Origin of the sequence: Cellulosimicrobium cellulans, from assembly GCF_042723955.1 — a bacterium.
Lineage (GTDB): Bacteria > Actinomycetota > Actinomycetes > Actinomycetales > Cellulomonadaceae > Cellulosimicrobium > Cellulosimicrobium cellulans_H.
Window position 1 is genome coordinate 1 of the sequence record NZ_JBHXIC010000037.1, and the last position, 26,223, is coordinate 26,223.

The window sequence follows — 26,223 nt, forward strand, 5'->3', positions numbered from 1 at the left end:
CGCGGCGACCCCCCCCCGGCGCCCGCCCCACGGGGCTCGCGGGCCGGGTGGGCGGGGCGGAGCGCCCCCGCGGCGCCCCCACGACGCCGGCGAGGTCCTCCGGGTCGAGCGCGCGGTACTCGTCCCACTCGGTCGCGAGGACCACGACGTCGGCGCCGACGGCCGCCTCGCGCGCGTCGGCCGCGTACCCGAGCTCGGGGGCGGCGGCCTGCGCGAGCGCGAGCGCCTGGGGGTCGGTGACGACGACGTCGGCGCCCTCGGCGGCGATCGCCCGCGCGAGCGCGCGCGCGGGCGAGCTGCGCACGTCGTCGCTGTCGGGCTTGAAGGCGGCGCCGAGGACGGCGACCCGTCGGGCCGTGAGCGAGCCGCCGCACGCGGCGCGGGCGAGCTCGACCGCCCGGTCCCGGCAGCGGTCGTTGATCGCGTCGACCTCGTCGAGGAACGACACGGCCGTCCCCACGCCCAGCTCGCGCGCCCTGGCCGCGAACGCGCGGATGTCCTTGGGCAGGCACCCGCCCCCGAACCCCAGCCCCACGCCCAGGTACTCGCCGCCGATCCGGCGGTCGAGCGCCATGGTGCCGACGAGCGCGACGGCGTCACCGCCGGCGGCCTCGCACACCTCCGCGACGGCGTTCGCGAACGAGATCTTCGTCGCGAGGAACGCGTTCGCCGCGACCTTGGCCAGCTCCGCCGTGGCGAGGTCGGTCACGAGGCGCGGCACGCCGTCGCCCAGGAGAGGCGCGTAGACCGCGTCGAGGCGCTCCACGAGGGCACCGCCGTCCTCGGGCACGCCGTAGACGAGCCGGTCGGGGTGCAGCGTGTCGGCGACCGCGTGGCCCTCGCGCAGGAACTCCGGGTTCCACGCGAGCCCGACGCCCTCGGGCAGGTCTCGCGCGAGCCGCTCCGCCGTCCCGACGGGCACCGTCGACTTGCCGACCACGACCGCGCCCGGCCGCAGGTGCGGGCGCAGTGCGGCGAGCGCCGCGTCGAGCTGCTGGAGGTCGGCCACCCCGCTCCCGGCCGACTGTGGCGTGCCGACGCACAGGAAGTGGACGTCCGCCGCGGCGGCGTGCGCCGCGTCGGTCGAGAACGCGAGGGAGCCCGGGCCGTCGGGGTCCGCCAGGAGCGCGGTGAGGCCGGGCTCGAAGAAGGGCGCCCGGCCCTCCGCGAGCGCGTCGACCCGGGCGCGGTCGACGTCGATCCCGACCACGTCGTGACCCAGCCGCGCCATGGCCGCGGCGTGCACGGCCCCGAGGTAGCCGCACCCGTGCACGGACAGCCTCATGCGCTCGCTCCCCGCCCGCCGGCGGTCGCGCCGGTCCCGACCGCGCCCACGGGCACCGACGCGTTGCGTGCGGCCTCCTCGCGGAACCACGCGACCGTGCGCGCCAGGCCCTCCGGCCACGGCGTCCGAGCACGCCAACCCAGGACGCGCTCCGCGAGCGCGGTGTCCGGCCGGCGGCGGCGAGGGTCGTCCTCGGGCAGGTCCACGCGCACGACCCCCGCGTCGCTCCCGGTCACCGCGAGGACGTCCCGCGCGACGCGCTCCACCGTGAGCTCGGTCGGGTCGCCGAGGTTCATCGGGCCGGGGTGGTCGGTGCGCGCGAACGCGAGGATGCCGTCCACGAGGTCGTCCACGTAGCAGACCGAGCGCGTCTGGGACCCGTCGCCGGCGACGGTGAGCGGCTCGCCCGCGAGCGCCTGGCGCACGAACGTGGGCACCATGCGCCCGTCATGGCCGCGCATGCGTGGTCCGTAGGTGTTGAAGATCCGCACGATCCCCGTATCCACGCCCCGGCTGCGACGGTAGGCGGCCGTGGTCGCCTCCGCGAACCGCTTGGACTCGTCGTAGACGCTGCGCGGCCCGACGGGGTTGACGTGGCCCCAGTAGTCCTCGCGCTGCGGGTGCACCTCCGGGTCGCCGTACACCTCGGACGTGGAGGCGAGCACGAAACGTGCCCCCGCGCGCTCGGCCAGCTCGAGCCCGTGGCGCGTCCCCGCGGACCCCACGAGCAGGGTCTCGAGCGGGAGCCGGAGGTAGTCCAGGGGCGAGGCGGGCGACGCGAGGTGCAGCACGAGGTCGACCCGGTCGGGCTCCGGGACGTCGATCCCCGTGCTGACGTCGCCCTCGACGAGCCGGAAGCGCTGGTCGTCGCGGAGCGCGTCGAGGTTGCCGGCGTCGCCCGTCGACAGGTCGTCCACGCACACGACCTCCGTGCCCTGGGCCACGAGCGCCTCGCACACGTGGCTGCCCACGAACCCGGCACCGCCCATGACCACGGCCCGCCCCGCGCGACGCCCCGTCGCTCCCGTGCCCCGAACCCCCGGCGTGTCGCCCATGCTCGTCTCCTCGCGACCGTGCGCGACGGGCAGGACGCCTGGTCCCGGCCGGTCACGCTCGTGTGGACGGGCTCGCTGCTGGACCCGGGACCTCCACGCTCACACGGGCCCACCCGGCTCGCACACGCTCCGGCTCCCACCGCTCGGGGCGTCGCTGCCCGGGCCGCGAGCGGGACGAGCCCGTGGCACGGTGACCCGATGAGCGCACCGACCGCACCCCAGGAGCAGGCCGCCGACCCGGAGACCAAGCTGTCCCGCTCGGTCGGGGGACGGCTGCTCTACCTCTTCATCCTCGGCGACGTGCTCGGCGCGGGCGTCTACGCGCTCGTCGGTGAGATGGCGGGCGAGGTGGGCGGCGCCGTCTGGCTGCCGCTGCTGGTCGCCCTCGGCCTGGCGCTGCTGACCGCCGGGTCGTACGCCGAGCTCGTCACCAAGTACCCGCAGGCGGGTGGCGCGGCCGTGTTCGCCGACCGGGCGTTCCGCAGCCCGCTCGTCTCGTTCCTCGTGGGCTTCTCCATGCTTGCCGCGGGCGTGACGAGCGCCGCGGGGCTCTCCCTGGCCTTCGCCGGCGACTACTTCGCGACGTTCGTCGACGCCCCCGACCGGCTCGTGGCCGTGCTGTTCCTGGCCGTCGTGGCGGCGCTCAACGCGCGCGGCATCAAGGAGTCGCTGCGCGCCAACGTCGCGATGACCGCGATCGAGCTGTCCGGGCTCGTGCTCGTCGTCGTGCTCGCCGCCGTCGTGCTGGGGCGCGGCGAGGGGTCGCCGGGGCGCGTCACGCAGTTCGCCGAGGGCACGACGCCGGCGCTCGCCGTCCTCGCGGCCGCCATCCTCGCGTACTACTCGTTCGTCGGGTTCGAGACGTCGGCGAACCTCGCCGAGGAGGTGCGCGACGTGCGCCGCACCTACCCGCGCGCGCTGTTCGGCGCGCTCGTCACCGCGGGCGTCGTGTACGTCGCGGTGGGGGTCGCCGCCGTCGCCGTCGTCGACCCCGAGACGCTCGCCGGGTCGACCGGGCCGCTGCTCGAGGTGGTCGACGCGGAGGGGTCCGTGCCCGCCTGGGTGTTCTCGCTCGTCGCGCTGATCGCCGTCGCGAACGGCGCGCTGCTCACGATGATCATGGCGAGCCGGCTCGCCTACGGCATGGCGGAGCAGGGTCTGCTCCCGTCCGTCCTGGGCCGCGTCCTCCCGCGGCGCCGCACGCCGTGGGTCGCGATCGTCGTCACGACGGCGGTCGCGATGGGGCTCGTCTTCACGGGCGACGTGGCGGCGCTTGCCGAGACGGTCGTGCTGCTCCTGCTGCTCGTCTTCGCCTCGACGAACGTCGCCGTGCTCGTGCTGCGTCGCGACCCGGTCGACGCGCCGCACTTCCGCGTCGCGACCGTCGTGCCGGTCCTCGGCGTCGCCTCGTGCGTGCTGCTGCTCACCCAGCAGGACGCCGTCACGTGGCTGCGCGCGGGGATCCTGCTCGCCGTCGGCGCGGTGCTGTACGTCGTCATGCGCTGGACGGGCCGGGCGGGCAGGGCACGACCCGCGCGCGACGCGTGACCGCGGGAGCGGTCGCCGCGTCCGGTCTCGACGGTCAGTCCGTCGCGGGCCGTGCGACCGAGCCGCGCACGACGAGGTGCAGCGGCAGGACGGTGCGCGCGGGCGGGCCTGCGGGCCGCGACCCGGTCATCGAGCGTTCGATCGCGTCCATCGCGGCGAGCGCGAGCGCCGCGACGGGCTGCTCGAGCGTCGTGAGCTTGGGGCGGAGCCACTGGCCGACGCGGATGCCGTCGCACCCGACGACCGAGAGGTCCTCGGGGATGGAGATGCCGTGCAGCTCGGCCGCGCCCAGCATCCCGACGGCCACGATGTCGCTGCCGACGAACACGGCCGTCGGCGCGCTCCCGGGCCGCGTGAGGTAGGGGAACGTCGACGCGCCGAACTGCTCGGTGTACGGGCCGTGGCGCACGAGGTCCGGGTCGACGTCGAGGCCGGCGTCGTGCATCGCGTCGACGTAGCCGCGCAGGCGGTCCTGGGTCGTGGAGAGCTCCGCGGGCCCGGCGACGTGGGCGATGCGCCGGTGCCCCTGCTGCACCAGGTAGCTCGTGGCCTGGTAGGCGCCGCCGTAGTTGTCCACGGTGATCGTCTCGACGGGCAGGTCGAGGTCGACCTCCTCGTCGATGACGACGACGGGCAGGCCGTCCGCGACGGCGCGCGCGAGCCGGTCGTCGGTCCGGGACATCCCCACGTAGACGATGCCGCCGAGCGAGCCGTCGCTCGCGAGGAGCTGGCCGAGGCCCGACTCCGCGTCGCCGTGCCGCGTCGACAGCGCGACGACGAGCGGGACGCGACGGTCGCCCGCGAGGCGCGCGACCTCCTCGGCGAGCGCGGTGAAGAACGGGTTGACGAAGTCGGGCACGACGAGCGCGACGACGCCGGTCCGGCGTTCGTCCTCGCGCGCGGCCGGGCCCGGAGCGGGCACGACGTACCCCACCTCGCGCACCGCGGCGTCGATCCGTGCCGCGGTCTCCGGCTGCACGTTGAGCTGCCCGCGCAGGTAGCGCGAGGCGGTCGAGGCCGACACCCCGGCACGTTGCGCAACACGCGTGAGCGTCATGGCTCTCCTCCAGCGGCTCGCTTCCCCGATCCCCTGCACCCTACCGGCACCCCAGCGCGCCGACGGTCTTGACAGGCCGAGCACCTCCACCCTACGGTCTTGCGCAACGCTACACAACGTTGCGCAACGTCGTCGCCGACGTCGCCGCGCGACCTGATCGCAAGGAGGCCGGGATGAGCCGGGTTCTGCTCGCCGGGGAGTCGTGGATCAACGCGACCACCGACTACAAGGGGTACGACGCGTTCCCCCACGCCCAGCTCGAGATCGGGTGCGCGCGCCTGCTCGAGGCGCTGGCCGCCGAGGGCCACGAGGTCACGCACCTGCCCTCGCACCTCGTCGCCGAGGACTTCCCGTCGACGCTCGACGAGCTCGACGCCTACGACGTCGTGATCCTGTCCGACATCGGCGCGAACTCGCTCCTGCTGCCGCCGGTCGTGTTCTCGCAGGGGCGCCCGTTCCCGAACCGGCTCAAGCTCCTCGCCGAGTGGGTGCGCCGTGGCGGCGGCCTCATGATGGCCGGCGGCTACCTCAGCTTCCAGGGCTTCCAGGCCAAGGCGAACTACCACGGCACCGCCGTCGAGGCCGTCCTGCCCGTCGAGATCCTCCCGTACGACGACCGCGAGGAGACCCCCGAGGGCATCGGCGGCACCCTGACCGGCGTCGAGCACCCCGTCACCGCCGGCCTCGACCGCGAGTGGCCGATCCTCCTCGGCTACCAGCGCCTCACCGCCAAGGCCGACGCGACCGTCCTCGCGACCATCGAGGGCCGCCCGCTCGTCGCCGTCCGCACCGAGGGCGAGGGGCGCACGCTCGCGTTCGCCTCCGACATCTCCCCGCACTGGGCCCCCCGCGAGTTCATGGACTGGGCCGGCTACGGCCCGCTGTTCGGCCAGGCCGTCACCTGGCTCGCGGGCTGATGACGCCCGAGGTGGTGGTCGTCGGCAGCCTGAACATGGACCTCCGGCTGACCGTCGACCGCCTGCCCCGCTCGGGCGAGACCGTCTCCGCGACCGGCCTCGTCCGCTCCCCCGGCGGCAAGGGCGCCAACCAGGCCGTCGCGGCCGCCCGCCTCGGCCGGCGCGTCGCCATGGTCGGCGCCGTCGGCGACGACGACGACGGCCGCGCGATCCGGCGCCGCCTCGCCGTCGAGGGCCTCGTCCTCGACAGCCTCGCGATGGCGGACCGACCCACGGGCGTCGCCGTCGTGCTGTGGGAGCAGCCCGAGTCGACGATCGTCATCGAGCCCGGCGCGAACGCCGTCGTCGACGAGGCGTTTGTCAGCGAGCGCGCCGACCTCGTCCGCGAGGCTGCGGCCGTGCTGTGCCAGTGCGAGACGCCGCTCGGTGCCCTGCGCGCCGTCGCGGCCACCGCGACGGGCACCACCGTGCTCAACCCGGCGCCCGCCGTCCCGCTGCCCGCCCACGTGCGCGCCGCGTTCCGCGTGCTCGTGCCCAACCGGTTCGAGCTCGCGACCCTCGTCGGGGCGGCTGCCGAGACGGCTGGCGAGGACGAGGTCCTCGCCATGGTGCGCGCGCTCGACCACCCCGGGGACGTCGTCGTCACCCTCGGGGCCGACGGCGCGCTCGTCGTCCCCGCGGGAGGCGCACCCGTCACCGTCCCGGCGGAGCGCGTCGACGCCGTCGACACGACCGCGGCCGGAGACTCGTTCTGCGCGGCGCTCGCGGACGGCCTCCTCCACGGCGGCGACCTCGTCGAGTCCGCCCGCTGGGCGGCGCGCGTCGCCGCCGCCACCACCACCCGCCACGGCGCCGTCGACTCCCTGCCGCGCGCCACCGACCTGGCCCGCGAGGGCGCCAGGATTCCGCTCCACAGCTAAGTCCGACGTACCGTCGGAGGAAGGCACGGTCACGCAATGAAGCACACCACGCCGGCGACCACCGGTTCCCCGTCCGGCACTCAGGGAGGTGCTCTGAACTCGTCAGCCCGCCGCAGCAGGGTCAAGGACACCGCGACCGCTCTGCTCGTCGTCGCGACGGTCCTCGCGGGGGCTCTCGGGCCCATGCAGGCGGCCGTCAACGGCCAGCTCGGCAAGACGATCGGCGACGGCCACGCCGCCGCCCTCATCTCGTTCGGGACCGGCCTGGTCCTCATGTTCGTCGTCGTGTTCGCGCGCCCCGCGACCCGGCGCGAGGCGCTCGCGATCCCCGGCCTGATCCGCTCGCGCACCATCCCGTGGTGGAACTACCTCGCGGGCCTGTGCGGGGCCGTCATCGTCCTGTCCGAGGGCGTGACCGTCGGCGTCCTCGGCGTCGCGACGTTCCAGATCTCGCTCATCTCGGGCCTCGTCATCTCGGGCGTCATCTGCGACCGCCTCGGCGTCACGGCGTCGGTCAAGCAGCCGCTCACCACGACGCGCTTCCTCGGCGCGGCGCTCGCCATCGCGGCGACCGTCGTCGTCATCTCCCCGAGCTTCTCCGTGCCGCACACGATCGTCCTCGCGATCATGCCGTTCGTGGGCGGCCTCCTCGCGGGCTGGCAGCCCGCCGGGAACGCGGCCGTCGCCGACGTCACCGGGTCGATGCTCGTCTCGATCGGCTGGAACTTCCTCGTCGGCTTCACCGCCCTGCTGATCGCCTACCTCGTGCGCGCGGCCGTGGGCGGCGTCGACTTCCAGCTCCCGAGCGAGTGGTGGATGTACCTGGGCGGCCCGCTCGGCCTGCTCTCCATCGCGCTCATGGCGCTCCTCGTGCGCGGCCTCGGCCTGCTGCTGCTCGGCCTCGCGTCGGTCGCGGGCCAGCTCGTCGGCTCGCTCGTGCTCGACGCGGCGATCCCGGCGCTCGGCCACACCGTGCACGTCGCGACCGTCATCGGCACCGTCATCGCGCTCGTGGCCGCGGGGATCGGCATGATCCCGTCGGGCAAGGCGGCCCACCCCGACGAGCCGGGCGACGGCGAGCACGAGGACGCCGTGGCGGCAGCCGTCGCAGGCGGCGAGGCGGGCGAGGCGAGCGGGCGATGAGCGTCACGCCCGCCGGCCACGTCCAGACGGTCACAGGCCGCGCCGCGGCCGCCGACCTCGGCCTGACGCTCCCGCACGAGCACCTGTTCAACGACCTGTCGGGCGTGCTCGACCCGCCGAGCTACCGCTTCTCCGAGGCGGTCGTCGAGGCCCCGGTCTCCGCATCGGTCGCGTGGGCGCTGCGCCAGGACCCGTACTGCTGCGCGGACAACATCGCCGACAAGCCGGTCGCCGCCGTCGCGGCGGAGCTCGAGAGCTTCGCCGCGCTGGGCGGGCGCACGATCGTCGACGCGACGTCCAGCGCGGCCATCGGGCGCAACCCCGAGCGGCTCGCGGAGGTCGCGCGGCGCACGGGCCTGCACGTGGTCGCGGGCTGCGGCGCGTACCTCGAGAAGTTCGAGGGCGACCGCATCGCCGCCGCGGCGGTCGACGCGCAGGCGTCCGCGATCGTCGCCGAGCTCGCCGACGGCATCGGCGGGACCGGGGTGCGGCCCGGGATCATCGGCGAGATCGGCGTCTCGCCGTCGTTCACCGCGGGCGAGGCCGCGTCGCTGCGCGCGGCGGCCCTCGCGCAGCGCGAGCACCCGCACGTCGCGCTCCAGGTGCACCTGCCCGGCTGGCAGCGCCGCGCGCACGAGGTGCTCGACCTCGTGCTCGACGAGGTGGGAATGCGCCCCGAGAAGGTCGTGCTGTGCCACATGGACCCGTCCGCGGACGACCCGGACTACCAGCGGTCCGTGGCGGAGCGCGGCGTCTGGCTCGAGTTCGACATGGTCGGCATGGACATCACCTTCCCGAAGGAGGGCGTGTCCCCCGACCCGCACACGACCGCGACGGCGGTGCAGCGTCTCGTCGAGGGTGGGCACGCGGGGCAGGTGCTGCTCAGCCACGACGTGTTCCTCAAGCAGATGTGGGTGCAGCACGGGGGCAACGGGTTCGCCTACGTCCCGACCGTGTTCACGGAGATGCTCGCCGCCCGCGGCGTGCCGCGCGACGTGCTCGCCCGCCTCACGCACGACAACCCGGTGGCGATGCTCACCGCGTGACGACGGCTCGCACACCGCCGTCCTCCCAGGCCGGGCCCCGACCGATCGTGTCGGGGCCCGGCCGTCGCGTGCCCGGGACCTCCGGCCCTGGTCACAGGCCTGCGCTCTGACAGGATCGGCGCATGAGACGACGCGCCCTCCCCACCGCTGCGACCGCCGCGACCGCCACCGTCCTCGTCCTGGCCGGCTGCTCGGCCGGCACGCCGGAGCCGACCGCGCTCGACGCGCTGCTCGACCGTCACGACCTCGCCGGTCTCTCGGGGCGGGAGGTCGTGGACCGCCTGGAGGGGCTGGAGACGGCGGACCGGCCCACCGACCTCGTCGCCTCGGTCCGCGCGGCGGAGCTCGTGCTCGCGGACGAGGCGTACGAGACCACGGTCCCGCTGCCCGAGGACACGTTCTACCTCTCGGTCGCGCCCTTCGTGGACGAGACGCACGAGTGCTTCTACCATTCCCTGACGACGTGCCAGGGCGAGCTCGCGGACGAGCCCGTGTCCGTCACGGTCGTCGACGCTGCCACCGGCGAGGTCCTCGTCGAGGAGGACACGACGCTCGGCGCGAACGGGTTCGTCGGCCTCTGGCTCCCGCGCGACGTGGACGCCGAGCTGCGCGTCGAGCACGAGGGGCGAGTCGGCACGACGACCGTCTCGACGGGTGCCGACGACCCCACCTGCCTCACCACGATCCAGCTCGCCTGACGCGGGCGCGCGACGGGTCACGGGCGGGGGTGCGCCCAGGCCAGCGCGTCCGCGATCCCGCCGCGCCAGCACGCGTCGTCGTGGCCGCCTTCGTACTCGCGGTACGCGACGTCGCACCCCGCCGCCCGCAGGCGCGCGACGGCGGCCGGGTGGTCGGGTCGCAGGACCCACTCCTGCCGCCCGACCTCGACCCAGGCCCGCGCCCCGGCGAGGGCCTCGGGCGCGAGCCCTGCGCTCGGGTCGCCCTGCCACAGGGACGCCGACTGGCTGATCGCCGTGCCCACCCGGTCCGGGTGCGCGGCGAGCACGCGCAGCGACGTGAGCGCGCCGAGCGACTGGCCCGCGACACTCACGGCGTCGCGGCCGGGACGCACCGGGAAGCGCGCGCGGGCCCAGTCCAGGAGGTCGTGCGCGAGGTAGGCGTCGACGTCGCCGCCGCGGCCGAGGTCGGCCCAGCGCCGCTCGCGCGACCCGGCGTCGAGGAGGACCGCGCGCAGCGGCCGCACCGCGCCGTCGTGGTGCAGGTTGTCGAGCGTCGTGGTGAGGTCCTGCGGCCCGGTCCACGCGTCGCCGTCGAGCACGAGCACGACGTCGGTCACGGTGCCCTCCGGCACCGGCGGCTCGTACACCCAGGCGCGGCGGCCGCCTGGCGCCTCGTGCTCGACCACCCGGCCGCGCGCGACGCCGGGTCGCGGCTCGAGGTACGGCTGCGGGGGCGCGTCGGGGAGCTCGACGACGGACTGCACCCGACCCGCGCGGTTGCGACACGTGCGCGGGTTGCGCGGGTCCGGGCGCCCGGCGACGTCCAGCGCGCGCCGCAGCGCCGCCTGGTCGGGCGCGTCCCAGGGCGGCGGGCCGGCGTCATGGTGCGCGAGCACGGCGTACGAGGCGCGCCAGGTGCTCCCCATCCGGTACGCGAGGTGCCACACGTCCGTCCCGGGCACGCGCGCCATGAGGCTCGCGGCGAGGTCCCGTTCGTCGGTGAGGCGGTTGACGAACAGCAGCACCGCGCGCGCGTCCGCATCGCGCACGACGAAGGTCGCCACGGCCTCGGCCGGGCCCGCGGCCTCCACGACGGGCGTGGCCCGCGCGGCCTGCGCCCAGAACTGCTCGACCACGGCATCGCGGTCCCCGGGCGCCGCCGCCGCGAGCGCCGCCTCGAGCCGCTCGACCACGGGCCCGACGACGCGCGGCGCCGGCACGGGGCGCGGCACCTTCGGCGGCGTCCGCCGAGGGTGCCCGACGGGCTGGTCGGGTGGTGGCGCCGGGTCGGGGTGCGGTGGCACGCGGTCGCTCCTCTCGGGCGGTTGCGGGACGCCGCGACTGTACCCGGGCGCACGACGGCGCCCGCCGCACGGGGGGTGCGACGGGCGCCGTCGGGGCGCGGCGGACGGCGCGTCAGGCCGTACCCGCGTACGAGAGCACGAGCTCCTCGGTGACGGTCTCGCCGTCGCGCTCGGTCGTCGCCGTGACGGTCACCTCCCCGGCCGGGGCCTCGACGAGCCGGGTCGCGAACGCCTGGTAGGCGTTCTTCCCGGGCGCGACGTCGGCGTACTCCTTGCTCCCGTACGGCGTCGCCAGGGTGATGTCGACGGGGGTGTCGTCCTCGTTGAGCACGCGCACCGCGACGTACTGCTTGCCGCCCATGGTCCGCAGCTCGGCCTCGGCCGCGAGGTCGATCGCCGGGCCGTCGTCGACGAGCGCGCTCTGCCAGACGACGAGGTCGTCGATCTTCGACGCGAGCAGCTCACGGTCGCCCGCGGCCGCGGACAGGTGGTCGACGAGCGACCGTGCGCCGCCGAGGACCTGGACGGCCGTCGCCGGGTCGTCCGCCTCGGCCGCGCTGCGCGCGCTGCCGAGCAGCGACGAGATCGCGCCCGCGATCACGCCGTCGCCCACCGCGGCGGTGTCCAGGCCGGCGACGATCGCGTCGACCTCGGGGAAGGTCACGCAGTTCCCGCCGCCCTCGACGACACCCGCGGTCCACTCGACGCCCTTGAGCACGTGCTCGAGGAAGAGCGGGTCGGTCCACGACGCGTCGGTGTGCCCGGCGCCCTCGTACCAGGACCGGCCGCCCTCGAAGTTCTGGCACCACGCGATCGGGTGGTCCTCGCCCATCGCGCCGTTGCCCGGGGAGTAGGTCGACTCGTCGAGGGTGATGAGGACGTGGACGTCCTCGCGCGGGTTCGTCGTGTAGTTGTACCACTCGTCGAACCGCTCCCAGACGGCCGGCAGGTGCGCGGTCGACGGGTGCGCGGGACTCTCGACGCGCATCGTCGCGGTCTGCTGCGCGGGATGGGAGACGAACCGCGCGCCGCCGCCGGTCAGCTCGCTGTACCACGGGACGGTGTGCATCGTGTCGGTCGCGGCGTGCAGACCGACGAACCCGCCACCGCCGCGGATGTAGCCCTGGAACGCCGCGAGCTCGGCGTCGTCGAGCAGGCGCGGCGTCGCCGGGTTGAGCGAGTTCGTGTTGTCGACGGGCGACGCGAAGACGATGGTCGCGTACTGCGCCAGGTCCTCGGCGCTCGTGAACGGCGTCGAGCCCATCGTGAGGTCGGGCTGACCCGGCGAGCCGCTCCCCCACCAGCCCGCGGAGGAGTTCGGCGGGTCCCACACGTCGACCGTGAAGCCGTTCTCCTCACCCAGCGCGACGAGCGCGCGCGTGGTGTCGTCGATGTGCGAGTGCCGGAACCCGAGCGTCTCGCCGACCACGAGGATCTTGTAGTCCTCCTCGTCGGCCGCGGCCGGGCCGGCGGCCACGAGCGTCGCCCCGCCCGCGAGCGGCAGCGCGACCGCCGCCGCCACCGCCCGCCTGATCGTCGTGCCGCTGAACAAATCCATGCGTGCTTCTCCCTCGTCGTCGAGAGCGCGAACCGGGCGTTCGGTCCCCGGTCGGTCGCCGGGCACCCTCGGCATCCGGCGGGGCGCGCACTCCTGCGTGCGTGGACGTCGGCTCCTGCCGATGCCGCGAGTTTTGACGGCGACCGAGCAAAAGTCAAGGATTCAACGACCTCCGCGCGGCGACTTCACCCGGACCCACGGTCGCGACGCAGCGCCCCCAGGCACAGCGCGTGCACAGGGTCACCACAGGCACGACCACGCGCACCGCGGGACGCTGAGACCATGACCGCAGCCACCGCCCCCGTCGGCCGCCCCGAGCAGCCGCGCCTCACGCGCCCGGACGGCTCCCCCGTCCGCGTCCTCGTGGTCGACGACGAGCCCAACCTGGCCGAGCTGCTCACCTCGGCGCTGCGCTACGAGGGCTGGGACGTGTCCACCGCGCTCGACGGGCACTCCGCGATCCGCACCGCGCGCGAGACCGGGCCGGACGTCGTCGTGCTCGACGTCATGCTCCCCGACATGGACGGCCTCACCGTGCTGCGCCGGCTGCGCGAGCGCGACACGGACGTCCCGGTGCTCTTCCTCACCGCGCGCGACGCCGTCGAGGACCGCGTCGCCGGGCTCACCGCGGGGGGCGACGACTACGTGACCAAGCCCTTCAGCCTCGAGGAGGTCGTGGCGCGGCTGCGGGGCCTGCTGCGCCGCGGCGGCGCGACCGCGCAGCGCGAGGACTCCGTGCTCGTCGTCGGCGACCTCGAGCTCGACGAGGACGCGCACGAGGTGCGGCGCGCGGGCGAGGAGGTGCGCCTCACGGCCACCGAGTTCGAGCTGCTGCGCTACCTCATGCGCAACCCGCGCCGTGTGCTCTCCAAGGCCCAGATCCTCGACCGCGTCTGGAACTACGACTTCGGCGGGCAGGCCAACATCGTCGAGCTCTACATCTCCTACCTGCGCCGCAAGATCGACAAGGGCCGCGAGCCCATGATCCACACGCTGCGGGGCGTCGGGTACGTGCTCAAGCCCGCCGCCGGGGCGGACGGTGCCGGTGCCTGACGCGCCCGCGCGCCGCCCGACGGCGCTGCGCCGCCGCCTCGTCCTCGTGCTCGCCGGGGTCGTGCTGCTCGTCACCGTCGGGCTCGCCGCCGCCTCCGCGCTCGCGCTGCGCACCCAGCTCGTCGAGCAGGTCGACCGCGGCGTCGAGCAGGCGAGCGAGCGGCTCGCCCACGACTTCGGGGACGGCCCGGACGCCCCGGGGCAGCAGCCGCCCGACGGCACCGGCGACACGCCCGACCCCGGCGACCCGCCCGACGACCCGTCCCGGTTCCCCGCCGGCACCGGGCCGGGCAGCGCCGTGCTGCGGTACGACGGCGGGGAGATCGTGCTCGCCGAGTACGTCAGCCCCACGCTGGAGCGCGTCGCGCTCGACGACGCGCAGGTCGCCGCGCTCGAGGACGTGCCCGCCGACGGTGAGGCGCACGACGTCGACCTGCCGGACCTCGGGTCCTTCCGCGCCGTGCACCGGACCACGGACGACGGCCAGCCCGTCGTCGTCGCGTCGAGCACCGAGTCGGTCGACGCGACCGTCGAGAAGTACGTGCTCATCGAGGTCGGGCTCGGCGCCGCGGGCCTGCTCGCCGCCGTGCTCCTCGGCACGTGGCTCGTGCGGCGCTCGCTGCGGCCGCTCGACGACGTCGCCGCCGCCGCGAGCCGCGTCTCCGAGCTCGAGCTCGCGCAGGGCGAGATCGACGCGATCCCGCGTGTCCCCGACGACCTCACCGACGAGCGCACCGAGGTCGGGCAGGTGGGCGCCGCGCTCAACCGCATGCTCGAGAACGTCGAGACCTCGCTCCAGGCGCGGCACGACTCCGAGACCCAGGTGCGACGGTTCGTCGCCGACGCGAGCCACGAGCTGCGGACCCCGCTCGCCTCGATCCGCGGGTACGCCGAGCTCGTGCGCCGCTCGCCCGACGACGTCCCGCCCGCCACCGCGCGCTCGCTCGACCGCATCGAGTCCGAGGCCGTGCGCATGACCGGGCTCGTCGAGGACCTGCTGCTCCTCGCCCGGCTCGACGCGGGCCGCCCGCTCGACCGCGCGCCCGTCGACCTCGCGGCGCTCGCCGTCGACGCCGTCATGGACGCCCACGCCGCCGGCCCCGACCACGACTGGGCCCTCGACCTCCCCGGCGAGGCCCTCGACGTCGACCCCACGACCGAGCCGTCCGAGGAGCCCGGCGACACGACGGACGACGTGGATCGCGCGGTCGCGGCGCACGACCCCGGCGGGCAGGGCCCGGACGAGGACGTCGACCTCGAGATCACGGGCGACGAGGCGAGCCTGCGGCAGGTGCTCGCGAACCTCCTCGCGAACGCCCGCACGCACACCCCGCCCGGCACCCACGTCGAGGTGCGGCTCGCGACCGACGGAGACGACGTCGTGCTCTCCGTCGCCGACGACGGCCCCGGCATCCCGGCGACCCTGCGCCCGACGCTCTTCCGCCGCTTCACGCGCGGCGACGACGCGCGCAACCGCACCGGCGGCTCCACCGGCCTCGGCCTCGCCATCGCCGACGCGATCGTCACCGCCCACGGCGGGTCCGTCGCCGTGTCGTCGACTACCGCCCACGAGCCAGGCGCCACCGGCACAACTTTCACCGTCCGCCTCCCCCGCTGATCGCTCCGGAGCTGTGGGTAGCCGCTGGAACGCTATGACGCATGTTCTGGGATGCACGGCGACCCGACACCGCCTACATCGTGGGTCTGCTTCAGACCGACGGCAGCCATCACGGCGACCCTGACCACAGAGGACGGATCTCTTTGGAGCTCTCCGCGCGAGACCGCGACGTGCTCGACGCGATCTCGTCGTTGCTCCCGTGCTACTCGTCCGTCCGGCTCCGGCAACGCACGACGAATTTCGGGGCGGACTACGCCACGGCGGTACTGGGGATCTTCAACCAGACGGCCCGACAGCAACTAGCCTCGCTCGGCGTCACACCAGGACGAAAGAGCTCCACCATCAGTCCACCATCCGCGCCCTTCGCAGCGCCGGACTATGTCCGTGGCGTTCTCGACGGTGACGGGTCCCTGGGGTTCACGGCGACCGGGGCTCCCTTCGTCAGCCTGGTCACCGCGAGTCCGTCTCTCGCGACGTACTTCTGCTCGGTCATCGGGGACGTCTGCGGCGTACGAAGGACCGCAACGCCGAACGCGCGTGACGGTGTCATGAACATCATGGTCGCGAACCTCGCCGCCGCTACCCTCGCTCGGTGGGCTTGGCCCTCGCCAGATGTGCTCGGCATCGGCCGTAAGCGACGACTCGCGGAGGCCGTCGCGGCGTGGCGACCGGAACCGGGCCGCGAGAATCGGTACGGGATCGTGCGCAAACCCTGGATGCCAGCCGAGGACGCGATCGTCCTCAAGCTCCCGCCGGACGAGGCCGCCGAAGCGCTCGGACGAACGGTCCAGAGCATCTCGATGCGACGATGGCGGCTTCAGAAGGCCCAGGCCGCCGTCGCTCCACGCCGCCCATAACGACGGATCGTCCGATCTGGTGCGCGCGGGAGGACTCGAACCCCCGACGCCCGGCTCCGGAAGCCGGCGCTCTGTCCGCTGAGCTACGCGCGCTGGTGCTCCTTAACGTCGAGCAGACGGGACGCGAGGCGTCCAGGTGCCCTCGGAGGGAGTCGAACCCCCGTCTCCGCTTCCGTAGAGCGGCGTCGTGTCCGTTGGACCACGAAGGCAGTGCTTTTCACCGCAGGCGCACGACAAATGCGCGCCGACGGCATTGGAGCAGAATGGCGGCACGACAAATGCACCCTGCTCGGGGCGCATTCACGCACAAGAAAAAGGCCGCCCCGGCGAGTCCCGGGACGGCCTGTCGTACGACGCTGAGTCAGACGACAGGACCGCCGGAGTCGCCGGCGAGGAACGAGGACACGCTGAGATACGCCACGGGCAGCACGCCGTGCAGCTGCTCGCAGGGCAGGACGGGACGTCGCCGGTCCTGCTGGACGGGTTCGCGCACGGCACTGCTCCTCTCGGTCATGTCGGGTGGCCCACGCACCGGAATGTCGTCGACCGAGGAAGACCGTACGCGCCTTTCCCGATCGGCACAACCCCATTTTCTGAATTCGACAGAAATTCTTCGGCCGAGGTCCAGTGGGCCGGCCGAGGGCCAACCGGCCGACGCCCTTTTCCAGCCCGACGCGCAGTACGTGCGCCCTGCGCGCCCGGTGGCATCTTTGGCTCGCGCGCCGACTTCCGGACGCGACAGGCGGCCGCCTCCCCGCCCGGGCTCGGCGGGCCGGTCCCTACGGGACGCTGGCACCGCTTGGCACACTTTTTCTACTGGAGCGCCCATCCCGGCGTTCCGGACGAACGACCGGGGCTGTCGGCGGCACCCGGTAGGGTTCCGGACGTTCCGGACACACCTCCCGACGCCGACGAACCACGCGGTCGGGCCGACGACAGGAGACCCGCCGCCATGATGGGCGCCCACCACGCCGCGACCGGAGCCGCCGCCTGGGTGGCGGTGACGTCCACCGCCCCGTTCGCGCTCGGGTGGCACCCCGTGTCGTCGGTCGGTGTCATGACGGGCGCGGTCGTGTGCGCCGGGGCCGCGCTCCTGCCCGACGCCGACCACCACAACGGGACGTTCGCGCACTCGCTGCCGCCCGTGAGCGAGTGGGTGTCCGACGCGGTCGAGACGATCTCCGGCGGCCACCGCCAGGGCACGCACTCGTTCCTCGGTATCGCGGTGTTCACCGCGCTCGCCTGGCTCGTGGGCCTCGTCACGATCGAGACGGAGAGCTTCGGCACGGTCTACGTCGGTGGCGGCCTGCTCGCCGTCCTCCTCGTCGCACTCGCGCTCAAGGCCCTCAAGCTCACGCGGCGCGGCAAGCTCATGCCGTGGGTCACGTCGCTCACGATCGCGGCCCTCGTCGCGCTCTTCTCGCCCGAGGAGTGGAACTGGCTCCCGGTCGCGGTCGGCACCGGCGTGACCGTGCACATCCTGGGCGACGTGCTCACGACCAACGGCGCACCGTTGCTGTGGCCGGTGAAGATCCGCTCCCCGCGCTGGGTGCGCCGCTCCCTCGTGGTCGACGACGTGTGGCGCCCCAGCGGCAGCTTCGCCCTCCCCCTGCTCGGCGACACCGGGTCGGTGCGCGAGTGGATCCTCGCGACGGCCGTCGGCCTCTACGCGACGGTCGGGTTCGTGTGGTCCGCGCTCGATCAGATGGGCTACGACACGTACGGGACGTACGAGCGCGTGGTATCAGCGATCCAGGCACTGGCGTCGGGCGTCGCCTGAGCGGGCCGGGCCGCCGTCCGCGGTGGTCCGCTCGTCCCGGCCGCGACCGGTCGTCCCACGCCCGGGCGAGACCGGGTGGCGGCCGGCTCTGGCTCCGTCACCTCCCCGCGGCGGAGAGCGCGAGGCCAGTGTGGGCGTCGAACAGGTGTGCCCGGTCCAGGTCGACCGACACGCCCACCGTCTCCCCCGGTGTACCGACGACGGTCGGTCGCGCCTTGACCTTGACCGTCTCCGTGCCGACCTTGACGTCGACGATCGTCCGGTCACCGAGCGGTTCGTACGCGTACACCTGCCCCGGGAGCACGGCATCTCCCCGGCGCTCGACCGACAGGTCCTCGGCGCGCACCCCGAGCACGAGCGGCCGGCCCTGCTCGGCGGTGGTCCACCGGGGGCACGGCATCGACCATCCCTGCTCCCCCACCAGGCGGTCGTCCTCGATGCGACAGGCCAGCATGCTCATCCGCGGGCTTCCCACGAACCCGGCGACCCACTGGTTCGCCGGCCGCTCATAGATCTCGAGCGGGGTACCGACCTGCTGCACCTTCCCGTCACGCAGCACGGCGACCAGATCCGCCATGGACAAGGCCTCCACCTGGTCGTTCGTCACGTACACGAACGTTCTGCCGAGCCTGCGGTGGATGCGGGTCAGCTCGGTCCGCATCTCGACGCGAAGCTTGAGGTCGAGGTTCGTCAGCGGCTCGTCCATGAGGAACGCCTGCGGGTCACGTACCAGCGCACGCGCCAGCGCGACGCGCTGCTGCTCACCCCCGGACATCTGGGCGGGCCGCCGCTGCAGCAGCCGCTCGATGTGCAGGAGTCCCGCCACCCGATCGACCGCCGCGGCGATGTCGCTCGACGACGCCCGCCGCGCTTGGAGCGGCGAGGCGATGTTCTCGTACGCCGTGCGCCGCGGGTAGAGCGCGTAGCTCTGGAACACCATGGCCAGGTCCCGCGCGGCGGGGGTCTCGTGGGTGACCTCCCGTCCGTCCAGCTGCACCGACCCGGTGTCCAGCCGCTCCAGCCCGGCGAGCGCACGCAGGGTGGTCGTCTTGCCGGCCCCGGACGGGCCGAGCACCACGAAGAACGCGCTGTCGGGTACGTCGAACGTCACCCCGTCGAGCGCCTGGACGCCGCCGAAGGCCTTGTGCAGGCCGTGTGCCGTCACGCGTGCCATCAGGCCACCAGCTCTTCCGTGCTCAGGTCGTAGACAGGGGTGCTCACACCGACGTGCCGCAGACCAACCGCGTCGTCGACGCCGTAGCGCGCCGTGGGAGGCATGCGCACCCGGACCTCGTGCGATCCCCCGTGGTCGACGACGTAGATCAGCTCGTCGCCCAGCGCCTCCGCGGAGACGACTCGTGCGGGGACCGCCCCCTCCGCGCCCTGGTCGGTCACCTCGAGCGCCTCCGGACGCACGCCGGCCACCAACCGTCTCTCGCGGGGCACGCCGGGGGGCGGGGACAGGACGAGCCCGCCCGCGCCCCGCAGGGCATCGTCGGCCACCTCGACCTCGACGAGGTTCATCGGCGGGGAACCGATGAATCCCGCGCAGAACAGGGTCGCCGGCCGGTCGTAGACCTCCAGGGGAGTACCGATCTGCTCGACCCTGCCCTTGTTGAGGATGGCGATCCGGTCCCCGAGGGACATCGCCTCGACCTGGTCGTGCGTGACGTGGACCATGGTCGCGCCGAGCTGCGTCTGCAGGTGCTTGATCTCGGTACGCATCTCGGTGCGCTGCTCGGCGTCCAGGTTGGTCAACGGCTCGTCCATGAGGAAGGCCTGTGGACGCCGCACGAGAGCCCGAGCGAGCGCGACACGCTGCTGCTCGCCTCCGGAGAGCTGCGTCGGGCGACGGTTCATGAGCCGGCCCAGGCGCATCAGCTTCATCGCCTCGTCGACCCGCGCCCGCACCTCCTTCTCCGGGATCCGCTCGGCCCGCAGCGGGAACGCGATGTTGTCGCGCACCTTCAGGTGCGGGTAGAGCGCGTAGAACTGGAACACCATCGCGATGTCCCGATCCGCGGGAGGCAGGTCGTTGACCAGGACGTCGCCGATGCGGATGTCCCCGGAGGTATGACGCTCCAGACCCGCGATGGAGCGCAGCGTGGTCGTCTTGCCACAACCCGAGGGGCCGAGCATGACGAAGAGCTCGCCGTCACGGATGGACAGGTCCACGCGCTCCACCGCCACCGTGCCGTCCGGGTAGCGCTTGTGCAGGGAAGTCACCTCGATGCCGGCCATCAGCGACGCACCGCCCCGAGCGTCATCCCCGCCACCAGGTGCTTGCGGACGAGGAAGGCGAACACGAGCACCGGGACGGCGAACACGGTGGCCGACGCGGCCACGAGCCCCCAGTCCACGGTGGTGCCGCCGATGAGGCCGGCGATGGCCGGCGGGGCCGTTCGGACGTCCTGGCTGGACGTGAGGAAGATGGCGAACACGAACTCGTTCCAGGAGAAGATCAGGGCGAACACCGCCGTCGCCGCGATGCCCGGGACGAGGAGAGGCAGGGTGACGCGGCGGAACGCCTGCAGGCGGGTGAATCCGTCGAGCATCGCTGCGTCCTCGTACTCCGCCGGGACCTCGTCGACGAATCCCTTCATCATCCAGATCGTGAAGGACACGTTGAACGCGGCGTAGACGAGCACGAGCCCGAGCTGGGTGTCGATGAGCCCCAGCGACCGGTACATGAGGAACACCGGGATGACGATGACGATCGGCGGCATGAACCGCGTGGAGAGGATGAAGAACAGCTGGTCCTTCTTCGCCCTCAGCCGGAACCGCGAGTAGGCCCAGGCCGCCGGGACACCGAACGCCGTCGCCAGCAGGGTCGACCCACCCGCGACCAGGACGGAGTTGAAGAACGACACCGAGAGGTCCGACGCGCCGCCACCAGGGTTGACGAACACGTCCTTGTAGTGCTGCAGCGTGACCTCGAACCCGAAGAACTGCGCGGGGACCGCGTACACGTCGCGGTTGACCTTCACCGACGTCTCGAGGATCCACAGCACGGGGAAGAGCATGATCAGGGCGACCGCCACCAGGGCTACCACCTCGATCACGACCCGGACCGTGCCGCGGCGACGCCGGCGCGGGGGGTTCGCGTCGTCGTCGGACACCGGCGTGGCGGGGACGACCTCGCCGACGGGGGCAGGGCTGGTCATCGTCCCTCCTTCGACTTGTTCAGGTACCGCAGGTAGAGCTGCGCGAGGACGATCACGACGACCACCATGAGGATCCCGTACGCGGCCGCGGTGCCGGTGTTGAAACCGAGGAACGCCACCTTGTAGACGTGGAACGACAGGGTCTCCGTGGAGACGCCAGGGCCACCGTTGGTGAGGATGTACACGAGGTCGAACTGTCGGAACGCCTCGATCGCTCGGAACAGCACGGCGACGAGGACGAGCGGCCACACCATCGGCAGCGTGATGCGGCGGAACCGGAACCACTCCGACGCGCGGTCGATCGACGCGGCCTCGTAGAGGTACTTCGGCACCGCGGTCAGGCCGGCCAGCGCGATGAGCATGATGAACGGCGTCCACTGCCAGGTGTCCACCACCACCAGCGAGAGCAGCGCGGTGTTCTGGCTCGTGAGCCACTCCACCGGGCCGATGCCGAACGAGCCGAGGATGCTGTTCACCACTCCGAACTGGGCGTCCAGCATGAATCGCCAGAAGAGACCGACCACGACCGGGGACAGCATCATGGGGATCAGGAACAGCGTCGTCAGCAGCCCGCGGCCGGTCTCGCGCCGAGAGATGAGGTACGCGATACCGAAACCGAGCACCGTCTGCAGTCCGACCGCCGCCACCACGTAGACGAGCGTGGTCAGCGCGCGCTGGTGGACCTCCGGGGAGGTGACGATCTCGGCGTAGTTCCGCAGCCCGACGAAACCGGCCGGCGCGTCACGGGTGACCGAGTAGTCGGTGAAGGACAGGTAGAGCGCCCACAGCAGCGGGAACACGGACATGAGGAGCAGGAGCAGCATCGCCGGGGAGATGAACCCCACGGCGAGCCACCGGTCGCTCAGGCGGGTGCGCCTCCCCGGCACGGGAGCCGGTGCTGCCGTCTCCCGCACCCGAGGGCGTGTCGTCGTCGTCATCGGGCGTCGCTCACAGCCCGCCGCTGGAGTCGAGGATCTCCTGCTGCTGCTCGGCGATGTCGTCCAGCGCCTCCTGCGGGTCCTTCGCACCGTTCAGCGCGGCGTTGACGTTGGTGTTCTCGATGTCGATCAGGCGCGCGTACTCCGGCACGTTCCACATGTCCCGCTGGCGCGCGACGGAGTCGGTGTACACCTGGTTGAAGGGCGGACCGTCCAGGAACTCCGGGGACTCCAGGGCGTCGGTGCGCGAGGGCACACCGCCCGCAGCAGCCCACTTCTTCTGGATGTCGGCCTGCTCGAACCAGCGCATGAAGTTCAGCGCCTCGGCGTGCTGCTCCTCGGGGACGTAGGCGGAGACGTGCATGCCCATCCCGCCGAGCGGGACGACGTCGGTGTCCTGGGTCGGCAGCGGGGCGAAGCCGAGCTTCGCCTCGATCTCCTCGGTCGTCGCACCCAGTGTCGACTGCGCGGGGTCGAGGAGACCACCGCTGGGGGCGATCCAGTTGAAGGCGATGCACGCCTTGCCCTGTGCCACCGCCGCGTTGACCTCGTCGATGAACCAGTTGCCCGACCCCTTGGCCGTGAGCGGCTTCATCTGGTTGACGAGGATGTCCATCGCCTTCTGGCCGGCCTCGTCGTTGATGATGCCCTCGATCTGGCGCTCCTCCGGGTCCCACAGGGTCCCGCCGTACACGCCGTTCACCGTGTTGTACGTGACTGCCGCCGCATCGGAACCGTTGGACTGGTGGAAGGCGAGCCCGCTGACGCCGGGGTTCTCCTCCTGGCACTTCGAGGCCGCGGCGATCATCTCGTCCCACGTCGCCGGCGGCTCCTCGCCGATGAGGTCCTTGCGGTAGATCATCGTCCAGGTGTCGCCCAGCAGCGGGAGGCCGTACAGCTTCGCGTTCTCGTCCCGCTCCCCGGTCACCGCCTGCGGGTACTGGCCGTACGCCGCGAGCAGGTACGGGTCGTAGGCGTCGACCTCGATGTTCTCGTTCACGAAGTCGGTGATGTCCAGGATGTTGCCGTTCGTCACGGCCTCGCCGATGTGCTGGGAGTCCAGCACGGCGATGTCGAAGTTGGTCTCCCGGGCCGCGAACTGCGTGAACATGGCGTCGTGCCAGTTCGCGTTCGGGACGGTGTTGACCTCGACGGTGACGTTCGGACGCTCCTTGGTGTACTCCGCGTTCGCGAAGTCCTCGAGCAGCTGCGCCGGCGGCCACTCGAACCAGATGAAGGACAGCGTCACCGGGTCGTCGGTGAGCTCGGGGACGGTGCCCGGCGCGACGGCGCCCGTGGATCCCGAGCCGCCGCCGCTGGCGGAGCTGCACGCGACGGCGAACATCGCCGTCGTGACGGCGACGGCCGCGAGCCGTCCGTTCCTGCGCGAGGTTCCCCGCGGGTCTGAGTGGCGCATCTGTTCTCCTGCTTCCTTGTCAGGTGTTGCGCTGGTCGCGGCGGTGGCGTCCGTCGGCACCGCCGGTCCTTCTCCTACGGCGTCGGCCCACGTCACCAGGACGTAGCGACGTACTGCGTCTCGCTGAACTCGAGCAACCCCTCGGCGCTCCCCTCGCGGCCGAGGCCGCTCTGCTTGGTGCCGCCGAACGGCGCGGCCGGGTCGGAGACCAGGCCGCGGTTGAGGCCGACCATGCCGCTGTCGATCCGCTCGGCCATCCGCAGACCGCGCGCGAGGTCGGTCGTGTACACGTAGCTGACGAGCCCGTACTCGGTGTCCTCGACGCGCTCGAGCATCGCGTCCTCGTCGTCGAACCGGACGACGGGCGCGACCGGCCCGAACACCTCCTCGTGGAGGATCCGCGCGTGCGCCGGGACGTCCACGAGGACCGTCGGCGGGTAGAAGTGGCCGGCGCCGGTCGAGGGGCTGCCACCCAGCAGCACCCGCGCCCCCTGCTCGACGGCGTCCCGCACCAGCTCGTCGACCTTGCGGACCGCGCCCGCGTTGATGAGCGGGCCGCACTGGCTGTCCTCGTCCGTCCCCGCCCCGACGCGCACGGCGCTCATCCGGGCGACGAGCCCCGCGACGAACTCGTCGTGGACGGCGTCGTGCACGAAGAACCGGTTGGCGGCCGTGCACGCCTGCCCGCCGTTGCGCATCTTGGCGACCATGGCGCCGTCCAGCGCGGCGTCGACGTCGGCGTCGTCGAGCACGACGAACGGTGCGTTGCCCCCGAGCTCCATGCCGCACTTGAGGACCTGGTCCGCCGCGGTACGCAGCAGCAGACGACCGACCTGCGTGGACCCGGTGAAGGACAACATCCTCGTGCGCGGGTCGGTGAGCAGGCCCTCCACCACGGTGCTGGACGTGGACGTGGTCAGGACGTTGAGCACACCCGCGGGCACACCGGCGTCCCGGAGCAGGCCCGCGACAGCCAGCGCCGTCAGCGGCGTCTCGGACGCCGGCTTGAGCACCACGGTGCACCCGGCGGCGAGCGCAGGACCGATCTTGCGCGTGGCCATGGCGGCCGGGAAGTTCCACGGCGTGACGAGGACACTGATCCCGATCGGCCGGTGCGAGACGAGGATGCGGTTGGCGCCGCTCGGTGAGATCCCCACCTCGCCGCGCACGCGGACCGACTCCTCCGCGTACCAGCGGAAGAACTCGGCCGCGTAGGCGACCTCGGACCGCGCGTCGGTCAGGCACTTCCCGTTCTCCAGGCTGATGAGCTGGGCCAGCTCTTCCGCCCTGTCCTGCATGAGGCCGAACGCCCGCAGGAGCACCTCGGCCCGCGCCCGGGGAGACGTGGCGGCCCACCCGGCCGCAGCCTCCTCGGCCGCGTCCACCGCGGCCCGCGCGTCGGTGACGTCGGCGTCGGCCACGGACGCGAGCACCGCGCCCGTCGACGGGTCCGCGACGTCGAACCGGCGCCCGGAGCCCGCGGCGCGCCATGCGCCCCCGACCAGGAGGTCGGTCGGGACGTCGAGCCGGTCGAGGACCGGACGCAGGGCAGTGTCGACGACGGTCATCGGGCCACCTCCGAGGTGATCAGGTCCGCCTCGTACGACGTCCGCAGGGACGCCCGGTCCCCGCTGTGCGCCGCGCGGACGATACGTTCGAGCGCGTCGACGTCGAGCGGACGCGGATTGTTCTCCACGAGGCGCGCGGACCCCGTCGACTGCTCGGCCGTCCAGCGCAACCGGTCGGTCGGCAGCCCCAGGTCCGCGAGCGTCCGCGGGATGCCGACGGCGCCGAGCAGCGTGGCGACGCGGTCGATCGCCTCGCCGGCGAGATCGTCGACCTCACCCCCCGGGGCGGCGCCCAGCTCGACGGCGAGCTCAGCGAGCTCGCGGGTCCGTACCGGGCGGTTGAACTCCATGACGTACGGCAGCAGCACGCCCACACCGACCCCGTGCGGAGTCCCGGTGGCGGCGCCGACCGGGTACTGGATCGCGTGCGCGGCCGCCGTCCCGGCGCTGCCCAGCGCGTATCCTCCCGCGAGCGCGGCCAGCATCATCGACTCGCGCGCCCCGACGTCGTCCGGGTTGCTCCAGGCACGCTCCAGGTTCTCGGCGATGAGCCGCGCCCCGAGGCGTGCGTAGAAGTCGGTCAGGACGTTCTTCCCCACGAACACACGCTCGGTGGCCAGCTCCGGCGTCGCCGGCCGCCGGACTGCGGTGAACGCCTCCACGACGTGCGAGAGCGCGTCGACCCCTGCGCTCGCGGTGAGGACCGGGGGGCAGCCGAGCGTGAGCTCCGGGTCGCACACGGCGACCTGCGGGATCAGGTGCGGGCTCGAGATGCCGACCTTGCTCAGGCGTGCGGGGTCGCTGAGGACCGCGACGGGCGTGACCTCCGAGCCGGTCCCCGCGGTGGTGGGCACCGCGACGACGGGGACGACGGGACCCGGGACGCGCAGCTCGCCGTAGTAGTCCGACGCCTGCCCACCGTGCGCGAGCACCAGGGCGACCGCCTTGGCGAGGTCGATACAGCTGCCCCCGCCGACGCCGACGACGACGTCCGGTTCATCCTGCGCGACCATCTCGGCGCACCGGGCGACCTGCGCGACCGGCACGTCGGGCAGCGCGCCGGTGAAGACGGTGACGGCGACCCCCGCGTCCTCGAGCGACCGGAGCATCTCGGCGAACTCGTCCGTGCTCCCGAACCGGCTGTCCGTGCACACGAGCGCCTGCCGGCCGAGGCCGGCGGTCACCCGGCCCAGCACACGCCGCTGCCCCGCTCCGAAGATGACCTGCCGTGGTCCGCGCAGCACGCCGAGCATGCTCATGAGGGCTCCAGGTGGTAGACGATGTCGTGAACGGAGAGGCCTCTCACCTCGCGACT

General features: G+C 73.2%; 23 protein-coding genes and 2 tRNA genes. 10 read left to right on the top strand and 15 right to left on the bottom strand.

All coding sequences use genetic code 11. The annotated features are described in order from the left end of the window. Both ACFWH7_RS11720 and ACFWH7_RS11725 read right to left on the bottom strand, forming a co-directional pair. Window positions 1-1,285 (bottom strand): UDP-glucose dehydrogenase family protein (locus ACFWH7_RS11720; RefSeq protein ID WP_378216684.1); only part of this gene is annotated, 1,285 nt, incomplete at its 3' end. Then, window positions 1,282-2,340, bottom strand: coding sequence for an NAD-dependent epimerase/dehydratase family protein (locus ACFWH7_RS11725; protein ID WP_378216685.1), 1,059 nt, complete (start codon window positions 2,338-2,340; stop codon window positions 1,282-1,284). The genes ACFWH7_RS11725 and ACFWH7_RS11720, both read right to left, overlap by 4 nt. Window positions 2,341-2,538: 198 nt before the next feature. On the opposite strand from ACFWH7_RS11725, the gene ACFWH7_RS11730 reads away from it, so the two are divergent. Beyond that, the gene (locus ACFWH7_RS11730) at window positions 2,539-3,888 is read left to right on the top strand and encodes an APC family permease (protein WP_378216686.1); all 1,350 of its coding nucleotides are present in this window, start codon (window positions 2,539-2,541) and stop codon (window positions 3,886-3,888) included. Window positions 3,889-3,922: 34 nt separating this feature from the next. Here ACFWH7_RS11730 and ACFWH7_RS11735 read toward each other — a convergent pair whose 3' ends face one another. Continuing rightward, the gene (locus ACFWH7_RS11735) at window positions 3,923-4,945 is read right to left on the bottom strand and encodes a LacI family DNA-binding transcriptional regulator (RefSeq protein WP_378216687.1); all 1,023 of its coding nucleotides are present in this window, start codon (window positions 4,943-4,945) and stop codon (window positions 3,923-3,925) included. 173 nt (window positions 4,946-5,118) lie between these two features. Between ACFWH7_RS11735 and ACFWH7_RS11740 the strand changes: the two genes are divergently transcribed. The 5 genes from ACFWH7_RS11740 (at window position 5,119) to ACFWH7_RS11760 (ending at window position 9,669) form a co-directional block, all read left to right on the top strand. Beyond that, window positions 5,119-5,862, top strand: a complete 744-nt coding sequence (locus ACFWH7_RS11740; RefSeq protein WP_378216688.1) for a glutamine amidotransferase — start codon at window positions 5,119-5,121, stop codon at window positions 5,860-5,862. Continuing rightward, on the top strand, window positions 5,862-6,782 hold the full coding sequence (locus ACFWH7_RS11745) for a ribokinase (RefSeq protein WP_378216689.1): 921 nt from the start codon (window positions 5,862-5,864) through the stop codon (window positions 6,780-6,782). Before ACFWH7_RS11740 ends, ACFWH7_RS11745 begins: the two co-directional genes overlap by 1 nt. Before the next feature lie 36 nt (window positions 6,783-6,818). Next, window positions 6,819-7,925, top strand: a complete 1,107-nt coding sequence (locus ACFWH7_RS11750; protein ID WP_378216690.1) for a DMT family transporter — start codon at window positions 6,819-6,821, stop codon at window positions 7,923-7,925. Beyond that, complete coding sequence (locus ACFWH7_RS11755; RefSeq protein WP_378216691.1) at window positions 7,922-8,971, top strand: phosphotriesterase family protein; 1,050 nt, start codon at window positions 7,922-7,924, stop codon at window positions 8,969-8,971. Before ACFWH7_RS11750 ends, ACFWH7_RS11755 begins: the two co-directional genes overlap by 4 nt. A 122-nt stretch (window positions 8,972-9,093) precedes the next feature. Next, complete coding sequence (locus ACFWH7_RS11760) at window positions 9,094-9,669, top strand: CueP family metal-binding protein (protein WP_378216692.1); 576 nt, start codon at window positions 9,094-9,096, stop codon at window positions 9,667-9,669. A gap of 17 nt (window positions 9,670-9,686) precedes the next feature. On the opposite strand, the gene ACFWH7_RS11765 is transcribed toward ACFWH7_RS11760, so the two are convergent. Together ACFWH7_RS11765 and ACFWH7_RS11770 are read right to left on the bottom strand one after the other, a co-directional pair. Next, window positions 9,687-10,871 (bottom strand): enterochelin esterase domain-containing protein, encoded by a 1,185-nt coding sequence (locus ACFWH7_RS11765; RefSeq protein WP_378216693.1) that lies wholly within the window; start codon window positions 10,869-10,871, stop codon window positions 9,687-9,689. Window positions 10,872-11,067: 196 nt separating this feature from the next. Then, window positions 11,068-12,513, bottom strand: a complete 1,446-nt coding sequence (locus ACFWH7_RS11770) for a ThuA domain-containing protein (RefSeq protein ID WP_378216694.1) — start codon at window positions 12,511-12,513, stop codon at window positions 11,068-11,070. A gap of 282 nt (window positions 12,514-12,795) precedes the next feature. Here ACFWH7_RS11770 and ACFWH7_RS11775 point away from each other — a divergent pair, with 282 nt between their 5' ends. From ACFWH7_RS11775 to ACFWH7_RS11785, 3 genes are read left to right on the top strand one after another with little or no spacing between them, the layout of a single operon-like run. Beyond that, window positions 12,796-13,566 carry a response regulator transcription factor gene (locus tag ACFWH7_RS11775; protein ID WP_378216695.1) on the top strand — a complete coding sequence of 257 codons (771 nt, stop codon included), beginning with the start codon at window positions 12,796-12,798 and terminating at the stop codon, window positions 13,564-13,566. Next, complete coding sequence (locus tag ACFWH7_RS11780) at window positions 13,559-15,184, top strand: sensor histidine kinase (protein WP_378216696.1); 1,626 nt, start codon at window positions 13,559-13,561, stop codon at window positions 15,182-15,184. Before ACFWH7_RS11775 ends, ACFWH7_RS11780 begins: the two co-directional genes overlap by 8 nt. 41 nt (window positions 15,185-15,225) lie before the next feature. Continuing rightward, on the top strand, window positions 15,226-16,041 hold the full coding sequence (locus ACFWH7_RS11785) for a hypothetical protein (protein ID WP_378216697.1): 816 nt from the start codon (window positions 15,226-15,228) through the stop codon (window positions 16,039-16,041). A 17-nt stretch (window positions 16,042-16,058) separates the two neighbouring features. Here ACFWH7_RS11785 and ACFWH7_RS11790 read toward each other — a convergent pair. The 3 genes from ACFWH7_RS11790 to ACFWH7_RS11800 all read right to left on the bottom strand — a co-directional run bounded on the left by ACFWH7_RS11790 (window position 16,059) and on the right by ACFWH7_RS11800 (window position 16,534). Further along, window positions 16,059-16,134 (bottom strand) — tRNA-Arg (locus ACFWH7_RS11790). 44 nt (window positions 16,135-16,178) lie between these two features. Next, window positions 16,179-16,250 (bottom strand) — tRNA-Arg (locus ACFWH7_RS11795). Between the two features lie 152 nt (window positions 16,251-16,402). Continuing rightward, window positions 16,403-16,534 (bottom strand): hypothetical protein, encoded by a 132-nt coding sequence (locus ACFWH7_RS11800; protein WP_378216699.1) that lies wholly within the window; start codon window positions 16,532-16,534, stop codon window positions 16,403-16,405. Window positions 16,535-16,993: 459 nt separating this feature from the next. On the opposite strand from ACFWH7_RS11800, the gene ACFWH7_RS11805 reads away from it, so the two are divergent. After that, the gene (locus ACFWH7_RS11805; RefSeq protein WP_378216700.1) at window positions 16,994-17,821 is read left to right on the top strand and encodes a metal-dependent hydrolase; all 828 of its coding nucleotides are present in this window, start codon (window positions 16,994-16,996) and stop codon (window positions 17,819-17,821) included. Window positions 17,822-17,918: 97 nt separating this feature from the next. On the opposite strand, the gene ACFWH7_RS11810 is transcribed toward ACFWH7_RS11805, so the two are convergent. The 7 genes from ACFWH7_RS11810 to ACFWH7_RS11840 form a co-directional block, all read right to left on the bottom strand. Then, window positions 17,919-18,995, bottom strand: coding sequence for an ABC transporter ATP-binding protein (locus ACFWH7_RS11810; RefSeq protein WP_378216701.1), 1,077 nt, complete (start codon window positions 18,993-18,995; stop codon window positions 17,919-17,921). Beyond that, window positions 18,995-20,062 (bottom strand): ABC transporter ATP-binding protein, encoded by a 1,068-nt coding sequence (locus ACFWH7_RS11815; protein ID WP_378216702.1) that lies wholly within the window; start codon window positions 20,060-20,062, stop codon window positions 18,995-18,997. Before ACFWH7_RS11815 ends, ACFWH7_RS11810 begins: the two co-directional genes overlap by 1 nt. Then, window positions 20,062-20,985 (bottom strand): carbohydrate ABC transporter permease, encoded by a 924-nt coding sequence (locus tag ACFWH7_RS11820; RefSeq protein WP_378216703.1) that lies wholly within the window; start codon window positions 20,983-20,985, stop codon window positions 20,062-20,064. Before ACFWH7_RS11820 ends, ACFWH7_RS11815 begins: the two co-directional genes overlap by 1 nt. Next, window positions 20,982-21,923 (bottom strand): carbohydrate ABC transporter permease, encoded by a 942-nt coding sequence (locus ACFWH7_RS11825; protein ID WP_277514462.1) that lies wholly within the window; start codon window positions 21,921-21,923, stop codon window positions 20,982-20,984. The genes ACFWH7_RS11820 and ACFWH7_RS11825 overlap by 4 nt, the downstream gene beginning before the upstream one ends. 10 nt (window positions 21,924-21,933) lie before the next feature. Beyond that, on the bottom strand, window positions 21,934-23,340 hold the full coding sequence (locus tag ACFWH7_RS11830; RefSeq protein ID WP_378216704.1) for an extracellular solute-binding protein: 1,407 nt from the start codon (window positions 23,338-23,340) through the stop codon (window positions 21,934-21,936). Window positions 23,341-23,432: 92 nt separating this feature from the next. After that, window positions 23,433-24,908 (bottom strand): NAD-dependent succinate-semialdehyde dehydrogenase, encoded by a 1,476-nt coding sequence (locus ACFWH7_RS11835; protein ID WP_378216705.1) that lies wholly within the window; start codon window positions 24,906-24,908, stop codon window positions 23,433-23,435. Further along, window positions 24,905-26,167, bottom strand: coding sequence for an iron-containing alcohol dehydrogenase (locus ACFWH7_RS11840; protein WP_378216706.1), 1,263 nt, complete (start codon window positions 26,165-26,167; stop codon window positions 24,905-24,907). The genes ACFWH7_RS11835 and ACFWH7_RS11840 overlap by 4 nt, the downstream gene beginning before the upstream one ends. Window positions 26,168-26,223 lie beyond the last annotated feature (56 nt).

What these genes read in the sequence shown, in the direction of transcription:
- ACFWH7_RS11755 (WP_378216691.1), top strand. Translation starts at nt 7,922, where the DNA reads ATGAGCGTCACGCCCGCCGGCCACGTCCAGACGGTCACAGGCCGCGCC.
- ACFWH7_RS11775 (WP_378216695.1), top strand. Translation starts at nt 12,796, where the DNA reads ATGACCGCAGCCACCGCCCCCGTCGGCCGCCCCGAGCAGCCGCGCCTC.
- ACFWH7_RS11815 (WP_378216702.1), bottom strand. Translation starts at nt 20,062, where the DNA reads ATGGCCGGCATCGAGGTGACTTCCCTGCACAAGCGCTACCCGGACGGC.
- ACFWH7_RS11830 (WP_378216704.1), bottom strand. Translation starts at nt 23,340, where the DNA reads ATGCGCCACTCAGACCCGCGGGGAACCTCGCGCAGGAACGGACGGCTC.
- ACFWH7_RS11810 (WP_378216701.1), bottom strand. Translation starts at nt 18,995, where the DNA reads ATGGCACGCGTGACGGCACACGGCCTGCACAAGGCCTTCGGCGGCGTC.
- ACFWH7_RS11785 (WP_378216697.1), top strand. Translation starts at nt 15,226, where the DNA reads ATGTTCTGGGATGCACGGCGACCCGACACCGCCTACATCGTGGGTCTG.
- ACFWH7_RS11760 (WP_378216692.1), top strand. Translation starts at nt 9,094, where the DNA reads ATGAGACGACGCGCCCTCCCCACCGCTGCGACCGCCGCGACCGCCACC.
- ACFWH7_RS11730 (WP_378216686.1), top strand. Translation starts at nt 2,539, where the DNA reads ATGAGCGCACCGACCGCACCCCAGGAGCAGGCCGCCGACCCGGAGACC.
- ACFWH7_RS11825 (WP_277514462.1), bottom strand. Translation starts at nt 21,923, where the DNA reads ATGACGACGACGACACGCCCTCGGGTGCGGGAGACGGCAGCACCGGCT.
- ACFWH7_RS11745 (WP_378216689.1), top strand. Translation starts at nt 5,862, where the DNA reads ATGACGCCCGAGGTGGTGGTCGTCGGCAGCCTGAACATGGACCTCCGG.
- ACFWH7_RS11835 (WP_378216705.1), bottom strand. Translation starts at nt 24,908, where the DNA reads ATGACCGTCGTCGACACTGCCCTGCGTCCGGTCCTCGACCGGCTCGAC.
- ACFWH7_RS11725 (WP_378216685.1), bottom strand. Translation starts at nt 2,340, where the DNA reads ATGGGCGACACGCCGGGGGTTCGGGGCACGGGAGCGACGGGGCGTCGC.
- ACFWH7_RS11750 (WP_378216690.1), top strand. Translation starts at nt 6,819, where the DNA reads ATGAAGCACACCACGCCGGCGACCACCGGTTCCCCGTCCGGCACTCAG.
- ACFWH7_RS11740 (WP_378216688.1), top strand. Translation starts at nt 5,119, where the DNA reads ATGAGCCGGGTTCTGCTCGCCGGGGAGTCGTGGATCAACGCGACCACC.
- ACFWH7_RS11770 (WP_378216694.1), bottom strand. Translation starts at nt 12,513, where the DNA reads ATGGATTTGTTCAGCGGCACGACGATCAGGCGGGCGGTGGCGGCGGCG.
- ACFWH7_RS11735 (WP_378216687.1), bottom strand. Translation starts at nt 4,945, where the DNA reads ATGACGCTCACGCGTGTTGCGCAACGTGCCGGGGTGTCGGCCTCGACC.
- ACFWH7_RS11820 (WP_378216703.1), bottom strand. Translation starts at nt 20,985, where the DNA reads ATGACCAGCCCTGCCCCCGTCGGCGAGGTCGTCCCCGCCACGCCGGTG.
- ACFWH7_RS11805 (WP_378216700.1), top strand. Translation starts at nt 16,994, where the DNA reads ATGATGGGCGCCCACCACGCCGCGACCGGAGCCGCCGCCTGGGTGGCG.
- ACFWH7_RS11840 (WP_378216706.1), bottom strand. Translation starts at nt 26,167, where the DNA reads ATGAGCATGCTCGGCGTGCTGCGCGGACCACGGCAGGTCATCTTCGGA.